At 63.2% G+C, this 24,251-nt stretch carries 14 protein-coding genes; 8 read left to right on the top strand and 6 right to left on the bottom strand.

Annotated features, from left to right (window positions below; all coding sequences use genetic code 11):
* Window positions 1-319: 319 nt before the first annotated feature.
* The 3 genes from Q1U94_RS11905 to Q1U94_RS11895 all read left to right on the top strand — a co-directional run bounded on the left by Q1U94_RS11905 (window position 320) and on the right by Q1U94_RS11895 (window position 5,887).
* Window positions 320-2,245, top strand: a complete 1,926-nt coding sequence (locus tag Q1U94_RS11905) for a glycoside hydrolase family 9 protein (protein ID WP_300544918.1) — start codon at window positions 320-322, stop codon at window positions 2,243-2,245.
* Window positions 2,246-2,349: 104 nt separating this feature from the next.
* Window positions 2,350-4,914: an exo 1,3/1,4-beta-D-glucan glucohydrolase gene (locus Q1U94_RS11900; protein WP_300544916.1), complete on the top strand. Its 2,565-nt coding sequence runs from the start codon at window positions 2,350-2,352 to the stop codon at window positions 4,912-4,914.
* 163 nt (window positions 4,915-5,077) lie between these two features.
* Window positions 5,078-5,887 (top strand): sulfite exporter TauE/SafE family protein, encoded by an 810-nt coding sequence (locus tag Q1U94_RS11895; RefSeq protein ID WP_300544914.1) that lies wholly within the window; start codon window positions 5,078-5,080, stop codon window positions 5,885-5,887.
* Between the two features lie 51 nt (window positions 5,888-5,938).
* Here Q1U94_RS11895 and Q1U94_RS11890 read toward each other — a convergent pair whose 3' ends face one another.
* From Q1U94_RS11890 to Q1U94_RS11870, 5 genes are all read right to left on the bottom strand, one after another.
* A complete protein-coding gene (locus Q1U94_RS11890) occupies window positions 5,939-6,505 on the bottom strand; it encodes a carboxymuconolactone decarboxylase family protein (RefSeq protein WP_300544912.1) in 567 nt (188 codons plus the stop codon).
* 133 nt (window positions 6,506-6,638) lie between these two features.
* On the bottom strand, window positions 6,639-8,522 hold the full coding sequence (locus Q1U94_RS11885; protein WP_300544910.1) for a sodium:solute symporter family protein: 1,884 nt from the start codon (window positions 8,520-8,522) through the stop codon (window positions 6,639-6,641).
* Between the two features lie 4 nt (window positions 8,523-8,526).
* Window positions 8,527-8,805: a DUF4212 domain-containing protein gene (locus tag Q1U94_RS11880; RefSeq protein ID WP_300544908.1), complete on the bottom strand. Its 279-nt coding sequence runs from the start codon at window positions 8,803-8,805 to the stop codon at window positions 8,527-8,529.
* A 72-nt stretch (window positions 8,806-8,877) separates the two neighbouring features.
* Window positions 8,878-10,020 carry an endo-1,4-beta-xylanase gene (locus Q1U94_RS11875; protein WP_300544906.1) on the bottom strand — a complete coding sequence of 381 codons (1,143 nt, stop codon included), beginning with the start codon at window positions 10,018-10,020 and terminating at the stop codon, window positions 8,878-8,880.
* 72 nt (window positions 10,021-10,092) lie between these two features.
* Window positions 10,093-13,239 carry a TonB-dependent receptor gene (locus tag Q1U94_RS11870; RefSeq protein WP_300544904.1) on the bottom strand — a complete coding sequence of 1,049 codons (3,147 nt, stop codon included), beginning with the start codon at window positions 13,237-13,239 and terminating at the stop codon, window positions 10,093-10,095.
* Between the two features lie 388 nt (window positions 13,240-13,627).
* Here Q1U94_RS11870 and Q1U94_RS11865 point away from each other — a divergent pair, with 388 nt between their 5' ends.
* Genes Q1U94_RS11865 through Q1U94_RS11845 form a run of 5 tightly spaced genes read left to right on the top strand, consistent with a single transcriptional unit; the run spans window position 13,628 to window position 21,338 of the window.
* On the top strand, window positions 13,628-15,121 hold the full coding sequence (locus Q1U94_RS11865; protein WP_300544902.1) for a tryptophan halogenase family protein: 1,494 nt from the start codon (window positions 13,628-13,630) through the stop codon (window positions 15,119-15,121).
* A 2-nt stretch (window positions 15,122-15,123) separates the two neighbouring features.
* On the top strand, window positions 15,124-16,605 hold the full coding sequence (locus tag Q1U94_RS11860; protein ID WP_300544900.1) for a tryptophan 7-halogenase: 1,482 nt from the start codon (window positions 15,124-15,126) through the stop codon (window positions 16,603-16,605).
* A complete protein-coding gene (locus Q1U94_RS11855) occupies window positions 16,602-18,128 on the top strand; it encodes a tryptophan halogenase family protein (protein WP_300544898.1) in 1,527 nt (508 codons plus the stop codon). Before Q1U94_RS11860 ends, Q1U94_RS11855 begins: the two co-directional genes overlap by 4 nt.
* A gap of 7 nt (window positions 18,129-18,135) precedes the next feature.
* Window positions 18,136-19,653, top strand: coding sequence for a tryptophan halogenase family protein (locus tag Q1U94_RS11850; protein WP_300544896.1), 1,518 nt, complete (start codon window positions 18,136-18,138; stop codon window positions 19,651-19,653).
* The gene (locus Q1U94_RS11845) at window positions 19,653-21,338 is read left to right on the top strand and encodes a glycoside hydrolase family 43 protein (protein WP_300544894.1); all 1,686 of its coding nucleotides are present in this window, start codon (window positions 19,653-19,655) and stop codon (window positions 21,336-21,338) included. The genes Q1U94_RS11850 and Q1U94_RS11845 overlap by 1 nt, the downstream gene beginning before the upstream one ends.
* 5 nt (window positions 21,339-21,343) lie before the next feature.
* Here Q1U94_RS11845 and Q1U94_RS11840 read toward each other — a convergent pair whose 3' ends face one another.
* On the bottom strand, window positions 21,344-24,235 hold the full coding sequence (locus Q1U94_RS11840) for a glycosyl hydrolase 115 family protein (protein ID WP_300544892.1): 2,892 nt from the start codon (window positions 24,233-24,235) through the stop codon (window positions 21,344-21,346).
* Window positions 24,236-24,251: the final 16 nt, after the last annotated feature.

Here is a 24,251-nt window from a genome sequence, read left to right as displayed (position 1 = left end):
GACAGGCGGCCTTGTTCCATCAAACCATCGGCACCCATTTTGAAGCGATCGCCGAAGGCCTGATCTGACACACCGAAGACAGGCATAAATACAAAGAGATAGCCGCTATGCGAGCCGTGTGCTCGCGGACCAGTAATCCCCTTCCGCCCTCCCCAGGCGGTTGCTTCCTGTCATTGTTGACAGCGTTGTCAGTACCTGACACCTTCGTCGGCATACAAGGGGTCTGTCAAGACGGCAGGGACGGTTCATCCGACACATTGCGTCGTGACACCGGGTCAAAAGCCGGCAAGATCCAAATCATAGCGATCCGGGAGGAAGTGTGTCGCTCGTCTGTTCCATCCACTGCCGCGCCGGTACCGCGGCGCTGCTCACTGCACTTGCCACAACCGGTATCTCGGCCGAGACCTGTGAGCCTGCCGCTGCGACCGTTGACGGCGCCCCGGCCATCCGCATGAGCCATCTCGGCTTTGAACCGGATGCGTCCAAAACGGCGATCCTGCGTACCGGACACAGCGAACCTGTCATGTGGTCCGTAGTCGCGCCGGACGGAAGCACCGTCCTGCACGGAGAGAGCCTGGTCTTCGGAGCTGACGACAGCTCGGGAGACCATGTCCACCGAATCGATTTCGGTGCGCTGGACACCGCCGGGCAGGGCTATGTGCTGGAGGCCTGCGGCACGACGGGCCGGCCCTTCGAGGTCGTGGACAATCCCTACGCACAGCTCAGCGTCGATACACTGACCTATTTCTATCTCAACCGGCTGGGTACGCCGATCGAAGCAGAGCATGCGCCCGGCCCGCAATGGGCGCGGGCCGCCGGGTTCGAGAATTCCGAGCTGACCTGTTTTCACGGCGAGGACCGGCTTGGCAATCACTGGCCGGGCTGCGGTTATACGCGGGACGTTACAGGCGGCTGGGCGGATGCGGGCGATTATGGCCAGTATGTCGTCAATGGCGGGATTTCGGTGTGGACACTGCAGAATTTCGTCGAACGCCTGGATCGTCTCGGCGGTCCGGATGCCCTGGGCTGGGGCGATGGCCGCGCTCCGCTGCCGGAGAACGGCAACGGCATTACCGACATTCTCGACGAGGCGCGCTGGCACCTGGAATGGATGCTGGCCATGCAAGTGCCTGAAGGCGCCGAAGTGGCTGTTGCGAAAGGCCGCCAGAGCGACGAGGCGGCATTGGACATCACGGTGATCGACGGATCTGGATTGGCGCATCACAAGATGCACGAACGCGCGTGGCTGCCGCTTCCCATCCTGCCCTCGGACGCCGACGAACAGCGCTTCCTGCAGCCGCCTTCCACCGCTGCGACGTTGAACCTGACCGCCGCGGCTGCACAGTGCGCGCGGGTCTGGCGCAGCCGGGACGACGACTTTGCCGCACGCTGCCTGGACGCAGCCGAACGAGCCTATGACGCCGCTCACCGCCATCCCGACATCTTCGCCTACAATAATTTCGACGGTGGCGGGAGTTATGGTGATAACGACCTTGCTGACGAGTTCGACTGGGCAGCGGCCGAGCTTTTCCTGACCACGGGCGAGGAGCGCTATCTGGACGATCTGGCCCGTGATGCCGATCAACCGGAAGAGGCTCCCGCATTCACCGCCGAACACGCCGACATCGCCTGGCCCTCCGTGGGACTTTTGCCGGCGCTGAGTATTGCGACACTCGGTCCCGATACCGTCCCGTCCGGGCTCGGGATAGCAGCCCGGAACACGGTCCTGGCAGCAGCCGACAAGTATCTCTCCGACCGCGAGCGCGAGGGCTATGCCTTTCCCTTTGAGAGATCGCAATACGTCTGGGGCTCGAACGGCAATCTGGCCAATCGCGGCATCGTCCTTGCGACTGCCTACGATCTGACCGGCGATGCACGCTACCGCAACGCCGTTGTCGACGCGATGGACTACCTGCTCGGCCGCAATGCGCTGGATCAGTCCTATATTGCCGGCTATGGCGAGCGGTCCATGCGCTATCCGCACCATCGTTTCTGGGGCGCCGGCGCCGATCCGGAGTATCCGGAAGCTCCGCCGGGGGCCGTTTCCGGAGGTGCCAATGCCTCCAACATGGCTGATCCCGTCGCCCGGGAAATGCGCGGCACATGCGAACCGCAAGCCTGCTGGGCCGACGATTACCGCGCCTACGCACTCAACGAAGTCGCCATCAACTGGAACGCGCCCGTGTTTTGGATCGCTGCATTTCTCGACACCACCGCAACCGGTCAGGCATCGGCCAGCGATTGAGCCAGGAGCCAGGCCCTTTCATGACTGCACGACACCAATGCAAGAAAGACGAAAAGACAACGTCGTCTTTATTCGGCGACACTGCGAATTCTAAGGGGAAATCCATGCCGCGCACACTGAAATCCATACTCTCGTCTGCTGCAGCACCAGCCTGCGTATTGAGCCTCATGGCCGCCTGCAGCGAGCCGCCTGCGACGGCCCGGGACGATACGACCGCCAACAGCACATCGCCCACGGACACTCCGGTCATCGATCCGGCCAATTGGCCACGCTTCGATCCACTGCCGCTCGACCCCGAGGTCGAAGCCCGGGTCGAGACAATCCTGGCGACCATGACCCTGGAGCAGAAGGTAGGCCAGGTGATCCAGGCCGATAGCGGCTCGGTCACGCCGGAAGACGTGCGCGACTATCATCTCGGCTCGGTCCTGTCGGGCGGCAATTCAGCGCCGGGCCCTCTTCCCTATGCCGATACACAAACCTGGCTCGAGGCCGCCGATGCCTACTACCAGGCCTCCCTGGAACAGGAGGGGGTGGAGGTCTCGATCCCGATTATATGGGGCATCGATGCCGTGCACGGCCATGCCAATCTGATCGGCGCCACAGTCTTCCCACACAATATCGGCTTGGGCGCGACGCATAATCCCGACCTGATCGAAGACATAGCCCGCGTCACCGCCCGGGAATTGTCCGTTTCGGGACACGACTGGACCTTCGCACCCACTCTTGCCGTGCCACGCGATGACCGGTGGGGCCGAACCTATGAAGGCTTCTCAGAACATCCTGAAATCGCAGCTGAATATGCTCCCCGCATCGTCGCGGGCCTGCAGGGCCAATACGGGTCCGCCGACTTCATGGGCGTGGGTTCGGTAATCTCTTCGGCCAAGCACTATCTCGGCGATGGCGGCACGCTGGACGGGCGCGATCAGGGCGATGCGCAGATATCCGAAGCCGAGCTGCGCGACATTCACGGCGCGGGCTATTTCACCGCCGTCCCGGCGGGCGTCCAAACCGTCATGGCCTCCTTTTCCTCGTGGTGGGGACAAGGCATGCACGGTCACGGCCCGCTGCTGACCGGCGTCCTTAAGGAACAAATGGGCTTTACCGGTTTCGTTGTCGGCGATTGGAACGGTCACGGCACGCTGCCGGGCTGCTCGGCGACCGACTGCCCGCAGGCCCTCAATGCCGGGCTGGACATGTATATGGCCCCGGACAGCTGGCGGGGTCTGTATGAGAGTACGCTTCGCCACGTCCGCGAGGGCACGATCCCGATGGAGCGGCTGGACGACGCCGTACGCCGCATCCTGAGGGTGAAGATTGCTGCCCGCATTTTCGAACGCGGTTTGCCCTCGACCCGTCCGCTGGCGGGCGACACCACGATCCTGGGCTCGGACGAACATCGCGCCATTGCTCGCCAGGCCGTGCGCGAGTCTCTGGTGCTGCTGAAGAACGAGGATCGACTATTGCCGCTCGACGCCGAGCTGAGTGTGCTTGTGATCGGCGACGGCGCAGACAGTATTTCCAAGGCTTCCGGCGGCTGGACCCTGTCCTGGCAAGGCGGTGGCATCGAGAATTCCGACTTTCCCAACGGCCAGACCATCCTCGACGGTATCCGCGAAACTGTGGAAGCGGCCGGCGGCACGGTGATTTTCGACCGCAATGGTGACAACGAAACGGTCGAGGCGGATGTCGTGATCGCGGTCTATGGCGAGGACCCCTACGCCGAATTCCAGGGCGACCGGGACCATGTCGACTTCGAGCCCACGGGTTTCGACCCGGTCGTGCTCGACCGGTTTGGCGAGATGGACATCCCCGTCGTCTCGGTCTTCCTGTCCGGCCGGCCATTGTGGACCAATCCGGAGATCAACGCCTCGAATGCATTTGTCGCCGCCTGGCTTCCAGGCAGCGAAGGCGGCGGTGTTGCCGATCTGCTGTTCGATGCCGGGGATGGCTATGACTTCACCGGACGCCTGTCCTATTCCTGGCCGCGCACAGCCCTTCAGGCGACACTCAATGCCGGCGATGCGGATTACGATCCGCTCTTCGCCTACGGCTACGGGCTGAGCTACGCCAGTGACGGCAATCTTGCGGCCCTGCCTGAAGAGTCGGGCCTGTCGGCGGAAGACCGGTCGTCCAGCAACACCTTCTTTGCCCAGGGCCAGGCCATGGCGCCCTGGCAGGTCCGGTTGGCCGGGGCCGACGGAACGCTGATCGACGTCGACAGCCTGCCGGCCAGTGCGGGTGCGCTGACAGTGTCGGCCACCGATCGCGTCAGCCAGGAAGATTCGCTGCGTCTCGTCTGGACAGCGCCGGGCGATGCCCTGCGCATCGAGGCCGACGAGCCGGCCGATCTCAACCGTCAGTCCAATGGAGCCATGGAGTTATCCTTCCGCGCCCGCAACGTGCCGTCCGACCCGGTTACGGTTGAAATCGGGATGGGCTGCAACAGCAACGCAGACTGCAACCGCTTCCTGCCCGTCACCCTGCCAACCGGTCCATGGCAGGAATACCGCCTCAGCCTGGCCTGCTTCGCTGACGCCGGCGTGGACATGAGCGCCATCGATACTGTCTTCATTCTGCGCACGACGGGTTCGGGCGGAGAAATCGGCATCGGTGATATCCAGCTTGACTCAGACACGGATGCAGCGCGCGATTGCGGTGACGCCGGATAGGCGCAGCAAGATGGGCAGGCTGGGGGCTGGAAACGTGGTGACAAGACTGGGGGACCGGATACCGGCCACACCCCGCATTCTATCCCTCCTCATCGGGACCGGCGCCGGAGCGTTGGGCTTGGGCTATCTGGCAGTCTGGCTTCTGGGCCGGCCTGACACGGCCATGCTGCCGGATCTCTGGCCGGTTTCGCTGATCGGCGTTTTCGGAGCCAGCATCGCGAATTCGACGGGCGTCGGTGGAGGCGTGGTTTTCGTGCCGGTCTTCAATCTCCTGCGCGAAGGAGGCCTTTCTGCACTCGACCCGCAAACCGTGGTCGGTGTGAGCTTTGCGATCCAGTGTTTCGGCATGTCGGCCGGTAGCCTGACCTGGATTGCACGGCTCTGGCGCCCGGCACCGATGCCGGGCGAGCGCGCGGCTCGCGAACATTTACCACTTGTCGTCGCCTTGACCATGACCGGCGCGCTGCCATCGCTGCTGCTGACCCAACGTTTCAGTCTTGTGGATGGCCAGACGGCGCTGTTTCTGTTCAAGGGCTTTTCCATAGGTCTGGGCCTGCTGCTTCTCGCCCAGCTGGCAAGAAGGGACGCCCCGGACGAAAGCTCTGCCGGCCTGACGCGTATGGACCGCATCTGCGTCCTGGGCATTGGCGTGTTGGGTGGAGCTGCAACAGCACTGTTCTCGGTCGGCGTCGGGGAGATGCTGGCGCTTTATCTGTTCCTGCGCCGCTACCCGCTGGAGCTTTGTGTGGCACCCGCCGTCATATGCTCGGCGCTGAGCGTGCTGGCTGGGGTGGGCCATCACATCGCGGCCGGCCAGGTGGTTACGGAGATACTGGTTTTTGCCGCGCCGGCTGTTGTCCTGGGCGGATATGTCGGACGGTGGATTGCCCAGACGCTCGGCGCCTTCCGGCTGAAGCTCTTCACGGGAGTGTGGATCGTGGGTTCCAGCCTCGCGCTCGTCGCGATGACGTGAATGGGAAGTGAGGGCGACGCCAACCACCGCCCTCACAAGTCCGGGGCCGGCCTATTGGGCAGCTTCGGCGGACGGTGTCCATACAAACTTGGCAAAGGGAGCGTCGACGGGCGTGTCGGCCAAGTGATTGACATAGTTCGACATCACCTTTTGTGCCACGCCCAGCACAATTTCGAGTATGTGACGGCGGGTGAATCCGGCAGCGAGAAAGAGGTTTACATCGCTCTCACTGACGCGGCCGCGCTCGCGCACCAGTTTCAACGTGAATTGGCGCAGCGCCTCGAGCCGCGGGTCGGTGAGCGCCCGGCCCTCGCGCAGCGCGTCGATCAGTCCGTCGCTGACGCCCTGGGACTTGGCGATACCGGTATGCGCGGGCACGCAATAGTGGCAGCCGTGTTCTACATTGATGGACAGCCAGACCACGTTGCGCTCGACAACGCCCAGGGAGGTTTCCTGAAACAGGGCATGCAAGTTTTGATAGGCCTCGAGATGTTGCGGCGACTCGGCCATGACGGCATGCAGGTTGGGCAGCATCCCGAAGGCGGACCGGGACTTCTCGATCAGGGGCCGGGCGTCTTCCGGTGCGGTCTCCGCCGTGTGAAGAGTGAAGCTGGACATGAATATCTTTCCTTGAAGCTTGGAGCGCCCCATCGGCGCCGCTCAGGCAAATGGTGCGCGAATCCGCCCCGCAAAACCGGGCCTGGCATCAAAGGAAAGTGAAGCGACCGTCAAACCAGCGTGAAGTCGTCGGCTATTCCGCCGGGCTTGTTGGCGAAGGCAGACGTATCTCTTCCACCATGTCCTGCACCTCCTGCGGCGGTGCCCTCCGGGCCAACGCCACAACGATCGACACAGCCAAGGAGAGCAGCATGCCGACGCTGCCGAAGCCTTCGGGTGATATCCCCAGGAACCAGTCCTCGTCCGAGCCCGTCGGGAGGTCCGGCAGTATACCGGTCAGTCCAAGCGCAGAGATCAGGGTCAGCGCGATAGCGATATAGAGCGGAACCGTCGTCGCATCGCCCTGTTTGCGGGTGCCGTAGTAGAGAATGCCCGAAGCGGCCGCGAGCACGAGCGCGACGACGCCGATCACAACCGCGGAAAAACCGATCTTGAAGTGGACGATATAGGCACCGGTCACGAGGAGGCCGGTCAGCATGCCTGCGATGGCCCCCTCCTTGTTCATCCGCTTCCAGAAAATGCCGAGAAAAATCGCCGGAAAGAAGCTGGCGGCTGCCAGACCGAAAGCGAAAGCCACCACGGCCGCCACAAAGCCGGGCGGATAGATGCCGGCGAATATCGCGACGATCACGGCACCCACGGCAGCGGAGCGTGCGATCAGGAGCTCGCGCATCTCGCTCATCCCGGGCATGAGCACTTTCTTGCACAGATCGTGGGAAACGGCCGAGGAGATCACCATGAGAAGGCCCGCCGCGGTCGACAGCGCAGCGGCAAGTCCGCCAGCGACGACCAAACCGATCACCCACGCCGGCAGATTGCCAATCTCCGGATTGGCGAGCACGAAGATGTCACGATCCAGCGTGGTCACCTCATTGGTCTCCGGATCGGCGCGGTACTGGATACGGCCGTCGCCATTGTGGTCGGTAAATCCCAGCAGACCGGTCTCTTCCCAATTGTAGAACCAGGCCGGCGTGGCGTCCGCCGGCCGGTCCTCCGCCGGCATATCCGCCGCATAGGTGCTCTCATTGACCGTGTCGATGAAGTTGGACCGGGCAAATACTGCCACGGCCGGCGCCGTAGTGTAGAGAATGGCGATGAAGACCAGCGCCCAGCCGGCCGAACGGCGGGCATCTGACGCACGCGGCACGGTGAAGAAGCGGATGATGACGTGCGGCAGGCCGGCCGTGCCAACCATCAGCGCCAGGGTGATGGCGAAAACGTCCAGTTTAGATTTGACGCCCTCGGTGTAAGGCTGGAAGCCGAGGTCGGTCAGGGTCCGGTCGAGCGACATCAGGAGCGGCGTGCCATCCTGGGCGTTGCCAATGAAGCCCAACTGCGGGATCGGTGTACCGGTAATCTGCAGCGACAGGAAAATGGCCGGCACCATGAAGGCGAAGATCAGGACGCAATACTGCGCCACTTGCGTGTAGGTGATGCCGCGCATCCCGCCCAGCGCAGCATAGAACAGGACGATGATCGCCCCGACGATAACGCCTATCTCGACCGGCACATGCAGGAAATTGGCAAACGCAATGCCCACGCCACGCATCTGGCCGGCGATATAGGTGAAGGAGACAAAGAGCGCGCAGATCACCGCCACGATCCGGGCGGCCTGGCTGTAATAGCGGTCGCCCACGAAATCCGGAACGGTGAACTTGCCGAACTTGCGCAGATAGGGCGCGAGCAACAGGGCCAGCAACACGTAACCGCCCGTCCAGCCCATCAGATAGACCGAACCGTCATAGCCGGCAAAGGCGACAATGCCGGCCATGGACAGGAAGGAGGCGGCGCTCATCCAGTCAGCGGCGGTAGCCATGCCGTTGAAGACCGGAGGGACATGATGCCCTGCGACATAGAATTCGTCGGTCGATGCAGCTCGCGCCCAGATCGCGATCCCGATATAGAGCCCGAAAGACGAGATGACGAAAACGGCGGTCCAGATCAGGGTCGCGTCCATCGGCCTACTCCCCGTCGAACCGGTATTTGCGTTCGATCCGGGTCATGCGCGCCGCATAAACGAAGATCAGCACTACAAAGACATAAATTGCGCCCTGCTGGGCAAACCAGAAACCCAGCGGTGCTCCACCGATCGAGAACCGGTCCAGCCAGTCGCGCAACAGGATGCCAAAGCCGAAGGAGACGGTGAACCAGATCGCCAGGAGAATGCCCATGAGGGTGAGGTTCTCGCGCCAATAGGCCCGGCGCGCCGCCTCGCGATCCTTATCGCTGTCTTTGCTCATTCGATCCTCCCCATCGCGCCCCTCTGCCGGGGACCTGTCTCACGATGGCAGGGTTTGTGGACTGACGGAAGATTATCGCGGCGCAGCAGCCTGGAATGCGGCCGCGATCGCGTCGTACAGCGGTTTGGGCCGGTAATCCGCATCGAACGGTGTGGGCCGCTTGGCCTCGCCATCGGAACGCGGCCAGAGATTCTGCAACCAGGAATAGCGGTCGCACAATCCCCAACACAACACGTCCTTGGTCTGCGGATAGGAGAACATCAGATCGAGGTATCGCCGTGCCAGATCGGCCACTGCCGTATCGCGGCTCTCGATGTCGTAGGGCAAATTCTTGTCGTGCACGTCGAATTCGGTGATCAGCAGGTCGAGGTCGAGCCCGGTAACACCGTCCAGAAAGCCGCGCCAATGCTCGTCGCGTGCGGTGTCGAAACCGGTGGATTCGTCGAAATTCCCGGACCCGATATGGCTTTGCACGCCCAGCGCATCGATCGGGACGCCGCGCTCGCGCATGCCTTCGAGGAGGCGCAGTACGCCCTCCTGGTGCATCTCGTGGCCGGCCTCCCAGCTCATATAGTCGTTGTAGACCAGCTCTCCGCCGGGATCGGCTTCACGCGTGGCATCAAAAGCGATGTCGACGATATTCTCGCCCAGATGCCGGGTCAGCGAGGTCTCGCGCAAACGGCCGGTCCGGGGATCGATGGTTTCGTTGATCACATCCCAGGACGTGATGCGTCCGCGATAATGCGCGACAACGGTCGCGATATGTTCGCGCACCAGGCGTTCGGCTTCGCTGGCAGGCCGGCTGCCGAAATCGTAATTGTTCACCCAGGCCGGGGAGAACTCCTCGCGGTTCCACAACAAGGTGTGTCCGCGCACCGCCAACCCGTTTTCGGTGGCGAAGTCGACAAGCGTATCGGCGGGGGTGAAGAAATACGTCTCCTCGTCCGGGCGCAGGACGTACCATTTCAGCGCATTCTCGTGAACGAGAATGCCACATTCACGCTGGACGATGGCGCGGTAGGCCGGATCGCTGAAGGCGCCCGTCAGTGTCCCGGGGCGCCCCATGCCGACCGCCGTGCCAAAGCGCATGCCCTTGGTCCGGGCCAGTTCGTGAAGCGATGGGCCTTCCTGGGCCAGAAGGCCCGGAGCGGCACAGACAGCGAGCCCCCCCGCGGTGAGCGCCAGAGCCTGGCGGCGGTTCAACCCTGTCGTCATCTCGTCCTCCTCCAAGTCCATGAAAAAGGGCGCGGAACCGGACCGGTCCCGCGCCCCCTTGTTTCGGCGACGCTAGTAAGTCGCCCGCAGGATGAAGGAAACCCGGCGGTCGTTCATGAACCATGACCGCGGCGCCGTGAGCAGATCGTCATTGAGGACCTGGCTCGTCCGGGTCACCTGGTTGAGCAGGTTCACACCCTGCACACCGATGCGGATATTGTCGTTGATCGAGTAGAAGGCGGAGCCGTCGAGCTGACCGCCGCTTTCCTGGATGATCGGCGCAAACGGCACGATCACGTCGCGGACGGTGACCACGAAGTCCGAACGCCAGGCATAGGCCAGGCGCAATGACAGCCGGTCGGTCTCGTAGAAGCCGGACACGTTGACCGTATGCTCCGAGAGACCCTGCAGCGGCAGGAGGCTGGTATCGATGTTGGCCACACGGCCGGCCGCCACATCCGGGTCGGTTGCCGAGAGGGTGGACTGAACCACGCCTTCACTGTCGACATAGGTGTAGCTGGCATTCATGCCAAGGCCCGACCACCATCCCGGCAGGAAGTCGTAGGTCTGCTGGTAGGCGACTTCGAAACCCTTGACCGTGCCCTGTTCCGGCGAGTTCGACGGCGTCGTCACGATACCGGAGAAGGTCGCACCGTTATTGGTGAAGGTCAGGCGCTCGGTACCGTTGGTGATGACATTGTCGAGCTGCTTGTAGAACAACGCGAAGGTCAGCGAGCCCACATCCGCGAAATACCATTCGGCCGACGCGTCGAAGTTCATCGACTCGATCGGATCGAGGAAGGGATTACCCACCGTCGAGTTGATCGTCGGATCCAGGACCCGCACGCCGTTATTGTCGAAGACGGGGGCCTGAAGGGTGATATTGTAGAAATTGCGTGTCAGACCGACATCGGGATAGGTAATCGTCTTGGACGCCCCGAAGCGGAACTGCCAACCATTCTCAAGCCGCGCCACGACGTTGAAGCTCGGCAAATAGTACTCCATGTCGTGCGACGTGGTGTTCGGCGTGATGGACCCGTCCGCGAAGGCCCGGGCCGCTTCGCGTTCTTCAAACGAAAGCAGGCAGAAATCCGGCGGAAGCTGCCCCGCCGGCACGGTGGAGCAATCGGCCTCGGTGGCAAAGCTGACATCCGTGAAGGAATGATAGCCCTGCGTCTCGCGCGTCAGGTTGATGTAGCGCAGACCGAAGTTGCCCGACACGCTGACGCCGTTGTCCAGATCGTTGGAGAACCGGAGCATCGCATAAATCGCATCCGAGGTTTCCTGGATCGGGTTCACTTCCTGCAAGAGGAAGGGCGTGCCGTCGACTAACTCGCCGCAGCGGGCCGCCAGCGGTTCCCAGTTTTCGCAGCTCGTAGTGGGGCGCCATTGATCGCTGACCCCAACACCGAAATTCGTGACCTCCGCAAAGTTCTCGATGATGTTCGAGCCCCAGAACAGGCGCGGCTGATCGCCCGTCGGCACCGGCACCTGGCCCCGCATGAAGTTGTCGAAGCTGAATGTCGTGAAATGGTCACCCAGTGTACCGACGCCGGGCACACTCTGGTCGAGCCAGACCGGGCCGCCACCGCCCCACTGTTCCGAGATCACGCCCCAGTTATAGGTCGAGAAGCGCGTGGTCTGGTCGCGATTGGCGCGCCGGTAACCGAAGCGGATGGATTCCGCCCACCGGTCGGGATTGTTGAAATGGTATTCCCCGTCTGCCCGGAAGGCGTCGAGCGTGCCTTCCGATTGCTCGATGTGGTCCATCGCTGCGCGCGGGAAGGAGTTGAACGGGTCCGAGAAACTGTCGTGCGGCGGACGGAAATAGCCCGGGCAGTTCTGCGTCCCGGGGTCGCCGGCACACGGCGTACCGTCCAGGCCCGGAGGACCGAAGGTGACCCAGGGGATACTGTCGCCGGAAATGCCGATCGCGGCATTCTGGTACGTCGATGCCCAAACACCGATATCGACCACATCGACCGTGGATTCGACGTGCTGATAGTCGAAATTGAACGACCAGCTGTCGTTCGGCGTCCACTTGAAATTGAAGCCGATATCCTCGGTGACGTAGTCCTGGACCACATCGCGGCGGATATTGTTCGACTGCAGGCCTTCCGCCGGCGTGCGATTGTCGCCGTTGAACTGGTCGGAACGCCAGCCGGTATTGTCACTGGTCAGCACACCGCTGGTGAACAGGCCCGAGGGGCCGAAGTCCAGCTGGGTACCCAGCACCGCCTGGGAGTCGCCGTTGTTGGCGACGTTGTCCGTGGCGATTTCCATCGCATGCTCGGTCCAGGCCTGCTGCGAGTCGGAGCGCAGATACTGAAGCGTGGCCTCCATGGTGCGGTCTTCGGAACGCCACTGGGCGGCCGCACCGATGCCTTCGCGCGTGCGGTCGAAAATCTGCGAGCGGAACGCCGCGCCGCGCGGGAACCAGACCGTGCCCACTTCGGACGCGCCGGGCGTCGCCACGACATTGCCGTTGTCGTAGAGCGTGCGCTCGCCGTAATTCGAGATCTGCTGACCGTCGGAGCGGGCCGTCAGTTCCGAGTTCACATAGTTGAACAGGAGGCCCCATTCGCCGCTTGTACCGGTGTCCCAGCGATTGGACGCCATGACGGAATACGTCGGCTTCCATTCTTCGGCGAAGTCGCCATAGCTGGACTCGATCGACGCCGCGATCGTTGGCGCTCCGTCGAAGGGCCGGCGCGTGCGAAGATTGATGGTCCCGGAGATGCCGCCCTCGATCATATCGGCGGACGGGCTTTTGAACACATCCACGCCGCCCATCAGCTCCGACGGCACGTCGGAGAAGGACAGGATGCGGCCGTTATTGGCCGAGAAGGTGTCGCGGCCGTTCAGCTCGGAACGCACCCAGGTCAGACCGCGAACGACGACGCCCGAGCCTTCGATCGAGAAGTGGTCCGGGTCGACGCCGGCGCGGAAGCGGTCGATGGAGACACCGGGTACACGCTGCAGCGCCTCGGTGACCGAGCGGTCGGGCAACGCGCCGATATCTTCCGCCGTGATCGAGTCCACCACGACCTCGGCATCACGTTTGATGGTCTGCGAGGTCTGCAGGCTGGAGCGATAACCCGTCACCTGGATGATTTCGGAAACCTCCTCGTCGCCGTTATCCTCGGCATCGTCGGCATCATCGTCCTGCGCATAGACGGGCACACCCGCCAGAAGCGCTGTCAGAGCCAATGCGGACACGCTCTCCTTCCAACCCGGCAAGACCGGGCGCCGGGACGGGCGCGCAGGCACGTTTGGTGTTGATTCCATCAGACTTCCTCCCCTTTGAATGCGTTTTGTTAGCGCTAATAATTTTGCATAGCGCAAATGTCTGATTAATTGTCTGAGTAACTCAAGAATTGCCGCCCCGCAACCTTATCCCTATCCCCGGCAGGGGCGATCTCTCCCAAGTGTCGCACCAATGTCACGGTCCGCCTTTTGTCTCACGATGTCAATGTCGCGATTCGCGGCGTGGATTGAAGAGATTCGGGCAGCGCCGCGCATTGACCTCTTCAAAACGCGTCGCATAAGCTGGCCTCCTCAGCGGTGGGGAGGCCGCAGGCGCATGTCAGACAATAGGGTGAGGCGCGTGCTTATCATCGGCGGCGGGACGGCCGGCTGGATGACCGCTGCCGCCCTGTCCAATGGGCTGCAGGGGCTCGAACTTGATATCCAGCTTGTCGAATCCGAGACGATCGGAACTGTAGGGGTCGGCGAATCGACCATTCCCCATATCCGTTACTTCAATGCCAGTCTGGGCATCGACGAATCCGACTTCGTGCGACGCACGCGCGCCACCTACAAGCTGGCAATCGAATTTCGCGACTGGAACCGGATCGGCGACCGCTACATGCATCCCTTCGGGGCCTTCGGCACTCCCGGGAGCGAGATCGGCTTTCATCATCATTGGACACGCGTAGGGGGAGCGCACCGAGCCGGCCCGCTGGACGCGTTCTCCCTGCCGATCGCCATGGCCCGGCGAAATCGTTTTGCCCCGCCGGCAACCGATCCGTCTTCGCCGCTGTCAACCTATTCCTATGCCTACCAGTTCGACGCCGGGCTCTATGCCCGCTACCTGCGGGAGTACGCCGAGACACGCGGCGTCACCCGTACCGAGGGCCGCATTCGCGAGATCGAACTTCAACAAGAATCCGGCTTCGCAGAGGCCGTCATTCTGGACGATGGGCGCCGGATCGCCGCGGACTTCTTCATCGATTGCTCCGGCTTCCGGGGACTTGTCATCGAACAGGCCATGCAAGCCGGCTATGACGACTGGTCGCACTGGCTCCCCTGCGACCGTGCCATCGCCCTGCCCAGCGCATCCACGGACGAATTTCCTCCCTATACGCGCGCCACGGCGCTGGAGGCGGGCTGGGCCTGGCGCATTCCGCTACAGCACCGCGTGGGCAATGGCCACGTGTATGCCAGCGCCTTCATGGACGACTCCCGCGCTGAGGCACTGCTGCGCGAACAGTTGGAAGGCGAACCGCTCGCCCAGCCCAATCGCTTGCGCTTTCTCGCGGGAAAGCGCCGGCAGCAATGGGTCAGGAACTGCGTTTCCATCGGTCTGTCGTCCGGATTTCTGGAACCTCTGGAGTCGACCTCCATCCATCTCATCCAGGCCGCCATAGGCAATCTGCTCGACCTTTTCCCGACCGGGGCCTGGGATCCCGCCGACACAGCCGAGTTCAATCGTATCATGGACGTGGAGTACACGCGGGTCCGTGATTTCCTGATCCTTCACTACAAGGCGACATCGCGCACGGACACAGAATTCTGGGTCTATTGCCGGAACATGGACATTCCCGACAGCCTGGCCAGCAAGATCGAGCTGTTCCGCGAGCGCGGCATTGTCGCTGCCTACGAACACGGAGTGTTCCTCGAACCGAGCTGGGTGGCAGTCATGATCGGTCAGGGCATACTGCCCGAACGGACCGATCCACGCTGTCTGGCCTATCCGGACGATCGGGCCCTGGCCGCGATGGCAGGCCTTCGGTCCGATCTGGCCGCACGGGCAGAAAGCATGCCTCGCCATACTGCCGTACTGGATCTCGACGCGGCAGCGGCCGCAGCGGCCGTCTAGCCATGACCGCGCCGCGCCCGCTCTCCTCGCTCCTCATCGCCGGCGGCGGCCCGGCCGGATGGGGCTTCGCCGCGCTCCTGTCGCAACGGCTCCAGGGCGCCGCTCCGGAGATTTCGGTCATGGAGACCGGTGCGCCGACAATACCCGATATCGTGTCCACCCTGCCGTCGATCCGCACCTTTCACGCTGCCCTGGGGCTTGCGGACGCCGACGCGATTCGCCGATGCAGCGGCAGTTTCAAACTCGGCGAGCGTTTCGAGGACTTTTCCGGCGCAGGATCAAGCGCCTTCCTGCCCTACGGCGAGATCGGTGCCGGTATCGGCCCGGTTCGTTTTCATCAGCAACTGGCCCGGCTTTCGGACGGGGTATCCAGTCCGGCCTATGCCGAATATGCCCTGGCTACCCGCGCCGCGGCCGATAATCGTTTCGCACCGCCTGCCAAGGATCCGCGCTCCTTCCTGTCGACGCTGGACTACGGGTTTCACCTTGACGCCGACGCCTATACCACCCTGTTGCGCGAAATCGCTGTGCGCAACGGTGTGAAAGTCCTGCACGATGAGGCCGGCGCAATCGACTACGGCAATGACGGGCGCATCGCCTCGATACGCCTGACTGCCGGCGAACCGGTGGCTGCCGACTTCTTCGTGGACGCCACACCGGATGGCCGGATCGTCCGCAAACTGTGCAGCGGGGGCTGGCGGGCCGATCCGCCCCTGCCCTTTGATCGCGTCGCCTGCATGCGCCGCCCCCAGGACGGCACGGTGCCGCCATTCACCACCAACAGGGCCATGCCCGCCGGCTGGCTGCGCCAAATTCCTCTGGCGGGATCCCTCCACAACAAACTCACCTTCGCCAGCGACTATTTGGACGATGGCCAGGCGTCTGCGATGCTGGGCAGTGACAGTATCGATTTCGCAGATCATGCATGCGGCTTCCGTCCGGCACCGTGGCAAGCAAACTGCCTGGCCATCGGCCCCGCGGCCTGGCGACTAGACCCGTTGGCCGCCGCTGACATGCACCTTGTCGCAAGCGCCGGCGAGCGCTTCATGCGACTTCTGCCCCATGCCGGGTCCAGTGCCGCAGAAGCCAGTGAATACAATCGGCTCTTCTGCGAGGAGATCGCGACCGCCCGCGACTTTGCCCGGCTGTTCCAGCGCTGCCAGTCGCGTGGCGAGCCGGTCTGGAAGGCCGCTCGCAAAACGCCGGTGTCGAACGAGCTGGCTCACGCACTCGCCCTGTTCGAGAGCCGGGGGCGGATCGCACGGCGCGAGAACCTGGTGCATGACGAGACACGCTGGATCGCAGCGTTCTTGGCGATGGGCGTTCGCCCGCGTAATCACGATCCGCAGGCGGGTGCCCTGGGCCGCCGGGCCCTCACCGAACGTACGGCGCGCATCGCCGAGATGGCACGCCAGTCCGCCGAATCCATGCCAGGACATGACCGGATGCTCGCTCGTATCGCCGCAGGAGGCTCAACCCCGTGATCGATCCGAAAACCCTGCGAAATGTCGTGATCGTCGGCGGCGGTTCGGCCGGCTGGATGACGGCTGCAGCCCTCTCGCGCCTCATCGGCAATGGGGTAACGACAATCACCCTGGTCGAGTCCGAACAAATCGGCATTGTCGGTGTCGGCGAGGCTACGATTCCGCCCATCCGGCATTTCAACGAACTGTTGGGACTGGACGAACGCGACTTCATCCGCACCACCCAGGGCACGTTCAAGGCGGCGATTGAATTCGTCGGCTGGACCCGTCCGGGCCATCGATACATGCACCCGTTCGGCAGCTTCGGCGCCGACATGAATGGCGTGAAATTTCACCAGTACTGGCTGAAGTTCCGCGGCGTCGGAAAGGCCGCTCCGTTCGGCGAATACAATATCTGCGAGACCGCGGCGAACGAGAACCGGTTTGGCCCCGTCCCGCGCGACAAGCAGACCCCTGTCTCCGGCGTGCACTGGGCCTATCATTTCGACGCGGCTCTCTATGCCCGCTATTTGCGCGGATATGCCGAAGCCCGGGGTGTCACGCGTCGGGAGGGCAGGGTGGTGAACGTCCACCAGCGCAGCGAGGACGGATTCATCGAAGCCGTCGAGATGGAGGACGGCCGCCGTATCGAGGGCGAGCTTTTCATCGATTGCTCCGGCTTCCGCGGTCTTTTGATCGAGGACACGCTGAAGACAGGTTATGAGGACTGGACGCATTGGCTGCCCTGCAACCGGGCGATCGCTGTCTCTTCGGAAAGTGCCGGCGAGCTGACGCCCTTCACCCGCGCCACGGCGCACGACGCGGGCTGGCAATGGCGCATCCCGCTGCAGCACCGCATCGGGTCGGGCTTTGTCTACTCAGCGGATTACCTCTCGGAAGACGAAGCCACCCAATTCCTCCTTGACAATCTTGACGGCAGACCGCTCGGCGATCCCAAACCGCTGCGCTTCACCACCGGCCGGCGCAACAAGGCCTGGGTGAAGAATTGCGTCGCCATCGGGCTGTCTTCGGGCTTTCTGGAACCCTTGGAATCGACCTCGATCCACATCGCCCAGACCGGAATTTCACGCCTCATGGCGCTGTTTCCCGATCGCGACTTCGACCCGGCCGGGATCGAAGAATACAACCGCCAGACCGAACTCCTCTTCCGGCACATCCGCGATTTTATCGTGCTGCATTATCACGCCAATGAGCGTCACGGCGTTCCGCTTTGGGACCGGTGCCGCAACATGGACATCCCTGACACACTCCGGCGCAAGCTGGATCTGTTCCGGCTGAAGGGACGGCTGTTCCGATATGAGGACGAACTGTTCGCGGAGCCCAGCTGGCATGCCGTGCTTCTTGGTCAGAACGTGATGCCCCAAGGCTATGATCCGCTGGTCGATGCTGCACCGGAAGACCGGATCGAAGACGCGCTCGGTCAGATGCATGCCGCGGTGAAGGCCGCTGCGAGCGCCATGCCGAAGCATGGCGATTTTATCAGACAACACTGTCCGGCCACCCCGGCACCCCAACCTGTGTGAGGACGAGATGAGCGATCCGCGTGTCAGGAAGATCGTCATTGTGGGCGGCGGCACCGCTGGCTGGATGACCGCCGCGGCGCTGGGCAAGATTCTCGGCCCCGATTATGGCGAGATTACCCTGGTGGAATCCGATGCCATCGGCATTGTCGGCGTCGGAGAGGCAACCATTCCGCAGATCAAGCTTTTCAACACCATGCTCGGGCTCGACGAGAACGAGTTCATGCGCATGACGAAGGGTTCGTTCAAACTGGGGATCGAATTCGTCGACTGGGCACGCAAGGGCGACGCGTATTTCCACCCGTTCGGCCCCTTCGGCGTAGACATGGAGGGCGTTTCCTTCCACGCATTCTGGCTGCGTGGACAGGCGCTGGGCGAGCCATTCCCGATCACCGATTACTCTCTGCAATCGGTTGCGGGAAAGGCGAACAAGTTCATGCGCCCGATCGATGCGGGCAAATCCCCGCTCTCGAACATCGCCTACGCCTTTCATTTCGACGCCTTCCTCTATTCGAAATTCCTGCGCCAGTTCGCGGAGAGACGCGGCGTCAAGCGCCAGGAAGGCAAGATCGTCAAGGTGCACCAGAACGGCGAGACCGGCTTCATCGAAAGCGTCGAACTGGAAAGCGGACAGCGGCTCGACGGCGAGCTTTTCATCGACTGTTCGGGCTTTCGCGGTCTCCTGATCGAACAGACGCTGCAGTCGGGATATGACGACTGGACCCACTGGCTGCCCTGCGACCGGGCCCTGGCCGTGCCGTGCGAAAGTGTCGAACCGCTCACCCCCTATACCCGCGCCACCGCGCGCGATGCCGGCTGGCAATGGCGCATTCCGCTGCAGCACCGGATCGGCAATGGCTATGTCTATTCCTCCAGCCACATCACCGACGACGAGGCCGCCGAAACCCTGCTGGCCAATCTCGATGGCGAACCGCTCGCCGATCCGCGGCCGATCCGCTTCGTCACCGGCCGGCGCAAGACGCCCTGGATCAAGAACTGCGTAGCCATTGGCCTGTCTTCCGGCTTCCTGGAGCCGCTGGAATCGACCTCGATCCACCTGATCCAATCCGGCATCGCAAAATTGTTGCAGATGTTTCCGCGCAAGAGTTTTGAACAGGCCGACATCGACCGTTTCAACGCCCGCACGAAGACCGAGTTCGAGCAGGTGCGCGACTTCATCATCCTTCACTACAACGCGACCCAACGGGACGACACCGCGTTCTGGAATCACTGCCGCACCATGGACGTGCCAGAAGGCCTGAAGGAGAAGTATCGCATCTTCGAAGGCTATGGCCGCGTGTTCCGGGAGAACGAGGAATTGTTCAACGACACGTCCTGGTTTGCCGTGATGATCGGCCAGCGCCTGCAGCCGCGCTCCTACGACCCTGTCGCCGAGGTGCTGTGCCCGGAGGAGACCAAGCGCCGGCTCGATCAGATCCGCCAGGCGATGCACGCCTCTGCGGACTACATGCCCTCCCACGCCGAATTCATCGCAAAGAACTGCGCCGCCGAAATGGAGACGTCCTGATGCTTTCCCGCCTTCTTGCCACAGCCAGCGCGGCCGCCCTCCTCGCCGGATGCCAGGGCGCCGGGCAGAACGAACGCGATGCCCGTTTTGCCTGGTTCGAATATTCCGGTTCCGACCCGGTTCACGAGATCGAGGCAGGTCCCGGCGAGTTCCGCAATCCGGTGCTGTCGGGCTTCTATCCTGATCCTTCGAACACACGCGCCGGTGAGGACTACTACCTCGTCACCTCGACATTCGCCTACTATCCCGGCCTGCCGGTCTTCCACAGCCGGGACCTGGTCAACTGGACCCAGATCGGCAATGCGATCGACCGGCCGGACATGGTCGATTTCGGCAATCTGGGCCTGTCACGCGGCCTGTTCGCGCCCGCGATCGAGTACCATGATGGCGTCTTCTACATCCTCAACACCTGTGTCGATTGCGGCGGCAATTTCCTTGTCACGGCCGAGGATCCCGCCGGTCCCTGGTCTGACCCCGTCTGGCTGCCCGACCTGGAAGGCGGGATCGATCCTTCGCTCTTCGTGGACGATGACGGCCGCGCCTATATTCTCAACAACGGTCCGCCCGACCGGACGCCGGAATATGAGGGTCACCGGGCCATCTGGATCCAGGAGTTCGATCTGGAAAACCTGGAAACCTTCGGTCCGCGTACCGTACTGGTCGATGGCGGTATCGACTTTTCCCAGCAGCCGGTCTGGATAGAAGGTCCGCACATCTACAAGGTGGATGGACGGTATCTCCTCTCGGCAGCCGAGGGCGGAACGGCCATCAATCATTCCCAGGTCGTCCTGGAGAGCGACGCGCCCATGGGCCCGTACGAGGCCTGGGAAAACAATCCCATTCTGACCCAGCGCGACCTGCCGCCGGACCGGGCGCACCCGGTCACCTCGGCCGGCCATGCCGACCTCGTCCAGACGCCGGACGGAGACTGGTGGGCCACTTTCCTGGCAGTGCGCCCCTATCAGGGCGACATGTACAATACCGGTCGCGAAACCTTCCTGATGCCGGTGCGCTGGGAGAATGGCTGGCCGCGCATCACCGCGCCGGACGAGGAAATCCCTCCGGTCATGGCCCGCCCCGGACTCCCGGACAGGTCCTCTCCCGCCGTGCCGATGTCGGGTGCCTTTACCGTGCGCGAGGAATTCGACGGGGATGCGCTGCCGCTACACTGGTTGACGGTGCGCAACCCCCAGGACGACTGGATGCGTGTCGAGAATGGCGATCTCGTGCTCGAACCGCGTTCCGACGGTCTCGGGGATTTCGCCAATCCATCCTATGCCGGCCGCCGCCAGCAGCATATTTTCGCCCAGGCGTCGACCGAGGTGCGTTTCGCGCCAAGCCGCGATGGCGATCGTGCCGGTCTCGCCGTCTTCCAGAACGACGAATACTGGTACCTCGCCTCCGTCTCACGGCTTGACGGAGAAACTGCCATCCGCGTCGAGCGGCGGGCCGGGCCCGGCGATCCGGCCGATGGCGAGACGCTGGTAGCCGTGCCCTTCAGCGCCGAAAGCCCGGTCCAGCTCATGGCTCGGGCGCGCGGCGCCGAGTACGACTTCTTCTATCGTTTCGACGAAGGCGACTGGGTGCCGCTGCTGGAGAACGCTGACGGCACAATCCTTTCAACGCAAGTGGCTGGCGGCTTCGTCGGTGTGACGATGGGGCCCTATGCACATGCCGGAGAGTGAGCGCGCTATTCCGCGCGCACACTTTCCGGCGGGCCCAGATAGGTCTGCGGCAGCGCACCGGTCCGAACGCTGACGCGCTGGAACACCACGCCGGTGTCCACCCGCCAGAGCTTCACCGTGTGCGGTCCGGCCTCCACATGGTCGAAGCGTGCTACCTGCCGTTCGACGCTATCGGCAACATTCTCCTGCCAGGCTTCGTGATCGTCGCGATCATCCATGGTCACGATGACCGGTTCGGCATCGTCGATGGAAACGGCAAAGCGCAGACCGCCACGGCCGCGAAAGTCCAGGGTCGGGGAGACCACGGTCTCGATCTCGAGAGGGCCGGAACGGAAGAGGTGGATATCGTATTCCAGGCGCTCCGTGTCGCCGCCTGGTTCGACGGATGCTGCGGTCACCGGATAGGCCGCAACCCCCGAGAGGGTGCGTCCCAGATTCGGGATGACGCGCCAGTCCGTCTCGCCATCGAGAGCACGGGCAAAGTGTTCGGCCTCGACAGTCACATGGCCGTCGGCCTCGACATAACGGCCCGGCTCGATCCGGTCGTCGGCATTGACGGCCACCACACCTACAGTCTGGTCAAACCCTCCAGATCCAGTCACGCGGACCGCCGCCTCGGTGCGGCCGGCCGGCAAGGCAGACCAGTTCACCGAGACGGCGATACGCGCCGCCCCATCCACATCGCCGCGTGACTGCGACAGCTCGATCCAGCCGGCCTCGGAGGAGATTTCGAAGCTTGCCGGCTGGGCGCCGCGGTCGAAGAGGTCGATATGACGGGACGTCTGTCCGTAGCGGTGAAAAGCCGGCAGGACCGGCTGGCCTTCGGCCTGCGGCCACGCCCGGACATCGCCTTCGACAGCCAGCCCCAGTGCCGCACCGCGAACCGGCTCGACAGCCGCAAGCTCGGGCAGCACGTCTTCTTCGGGCTGTTGCCAATAGGTGTAGGAGATATGGGTCTGGGACATGAAATGGTTCCATTTCCCGTCCGCCACATCCTCGTGATAGATGCGCTCCAATTCGATGTCGCGCTCGAAAGCATCCCGCACACGCTCGGCGGCCTCGTTGGCTTCGACGCGCCCCTGCTGCGCCCACAACCGGTTGCGGCCCGTTTCGACGTGCAGCCGGGTCAGATTGGCGCTCGCCTGGATCGGGAACCAGACCAGCTGGACGAAAGCGTCGTCAAAGGCGTCCGGCAAGGCACTGCGAACACGGTCGGAGGCCGCCTCCAGCTCGGCCCAGTCCGTGAGGACTCGTTGGGCTTCGTTAAATCCGGTTAGCGAGAAAGTCTCCGGCCCGATCAGCTCGTGCTTCCGGCGCGAATTGTACCGGGTATAGCGCGCCAGGAGTTCCGCGATTTCAGCAGCATGCTCCGCACCGAACTGTTCGGCGGCCCACGCCCGGGTATAGCCGGACATTGCGTCCAGCGTCATCGCCTCGGGATTCCAGGCCTGGTCGAGGAAAAAGCTGATCGGGAATTCCATCGGCTTCAGATCGCCGACATTGACGATCCACAGTTCGCGCGCACCGAATTCCCAGGACAGATTCATCTGCTCCCAGGTGCGCTCGATCTGGTTGGTATTGAGCCATTTGTAGTTCCGTGGATCGCCGACATAGTCAAAGTGATAATAGACACCATAGCCGCCCTCGCGCGCCTCGGCGCCCTGCACTGGCAAACGGCGAACATTGCCCCAATTGTCGTCCGCAAACAGCAGGGTGACGTCGGCAGGCACCTCCATGCCCTGGTCGTAATAGTCCTGGACTTCCTTGTAGAGCGCCCAGACCTGGGGCGTCTCCTCGGCCGGACGACCGGTCACGCGTTCGATAATGTCGCGCTGATTGGCGACAATGTCTTCGAGCAGCTCGATTGCGGTCCCTTCGGTCATGGCTTCGTCGCCATCGCCACGCATGCCGATCGTGACCAGAGCGTCATTGTCACCGATCCGGTCCATGCCGCCGCGCCAGAATTCGCGCAGCGTTCCGGCATTGCGCGAGAAATCCCAGGGCCCCTCGCCATAACGTTCCCATTCCACATGAGCCCGGCCCAGCGGTTCGTGATGCGAGGTGCCTATAACAATGCCATAGCTGTCAGCCATAACCGCGTTGAGCGGATCGTCATCGTAGAAGGCCTTGCCCCACATCGCCGGCCAGAGATAGTTGCCACGCAGGCGCAGGATGAGTTCAAAGACATCCTCGTAGAAGGCGTGGTTGAACCCGCCATAGGTCTCGTGGACAAAACCGTAGAGCGCCGGGTTCTCGTCATTGAGAAAAATACCGCGATAGCGCACGGACGGCTGATCGCTGCGCGCGCCCGGCGCGACAAACAGCGTGTCGTGCCGGTCGGCGGGAACGTCGGCCCACCAATACCAGGGCGACACGCCGATGGCGCGGGAGAGTTCGTAAACGCCATAGATCGCGCCGCGCAAGTCTGATCCGGCGATCACCAGGGCCCGTTCGATACCCGGCGCCGGACGGTCGACGACCTGGTGCAGATAGGCTTCCCATTCACCTTCAATCGCCGACGTGTCCAGTCGCCCTTCCCCGGCAAGCCGGTCGATCAGCGGGCTGTGGCCCAGCGTGCCGACAATGATGGCCCGGCCTTCGGCATGACCCGCGCGATGGGGCGGCAACTGGCCGGAAACGCGTTCGAAGTCCTGGCGCAGATCGTCGACGGCCCGGCGAAGCCCGGCGTGATCGCCGGCATCGACGGCAACGGCCGCCGGGCGGCCGTCGCGGATCAACGCCAGACCGCCCTCGGGTGCCTCGGAACCGCCGCACACTGTCGCCGCGACCGTATCTTCGCAAGACCCCGGAGCCGGCTGGGCTGCCGCCCGTCCGGCTGTCCCGAGGGTGGCCGCCACGACGGCCAGGGATGTCAAGAAGCTCGCAAGCACGTGCATGGCGGTTCTCCGGAGA

The organism is Maricaulis sp. (assembly GCF_030149515.1).
In the GTDB taxonomy this organism is placed as follows: Bacteria; Pseudomonadota; Alphaproteobacteria; order Caulobacterales; family Maricaulaceae; genus Maricaulis.
Note: the sequence above shows the minus strand (reverse complement) of the source record. Positions and strands in the feature narration are given on the sequence as shown.

Bases quoted from the DNA above. Each gene is read 5' to 3' on its own strand.
- Q1U94_RS11900 (WP_300544916.1), top strand. From the start codon at position 2,350: ATGCCGCGCACACTGAAATCCATACTCTCGTCTGCTGCAGCACCAGCC.
- Q1U94_RS11895 (WP_300544914.1), top strand. From the start codon at position 5,078: ATGCTGCCGGATCTCTGGCCGGTTTCGCTGATCGGCGTTTTCGGAGCC.
- Q1U94_RS11890 (WP_300544912.1), bottom strand. From the start codon at position 6,505: ATGTCCAGCTTCACTCTTCACACGGCGGAGACCGCACCGGAAGACGCC.
- Q1U94_RS11885 (WP_300544910.1), bottom strand. From the start codon at position 8,522: ATGGACGCGACCCTGATCTGGACCGCCGTTTTCGTCATCTCGTCTTTC.
- Q1U94_RS11880 (WP_300544908.1), bottom strand. From the start codon at position 8,805: ATGAGCAAAGACAGCGATAAGGATCGCGAGGCGGCGCGCCGGGCCTAT.
- Q1U94_RS11875 (WP_300544906.1), bottom strand. From the start codon at position 10,020: ATGACGACAGGGTTGAACCGCCGCCAGGCTCTGGCGCTCACCGCGGGG.
- Q1U94_RS11860 (WP_300544900.1), top strand. From the start codon at position 15,124: ATGACCGCGCCGCGCCCGCTCTCCTCGCTCCTCATCGCCGGCGGCGGC.
- Q1U94_RS11850 (WP_300544896.1), top strand. From the start codon at position 18,136: ATGAGCGATCCGCGTGTCAGGAAGATCGTCATTGTGGGCGGCGGCACC.
- Q1U94_RS11845 (WP_300544894.1), top strand. From the start codon at position 19,653: ATGCTTTCCCGCCTTCTTGCCACAGCCAGCGCGGCCGCCCTCCTCGCC.
- Q1U94_RS11840 (WP_300544892.1), bottom strand. From the start codon at position 24,235: ATGCACGTGCTTGCGAGCTTCTTGACATCCCTGGCCGTCGTGGCGGCC.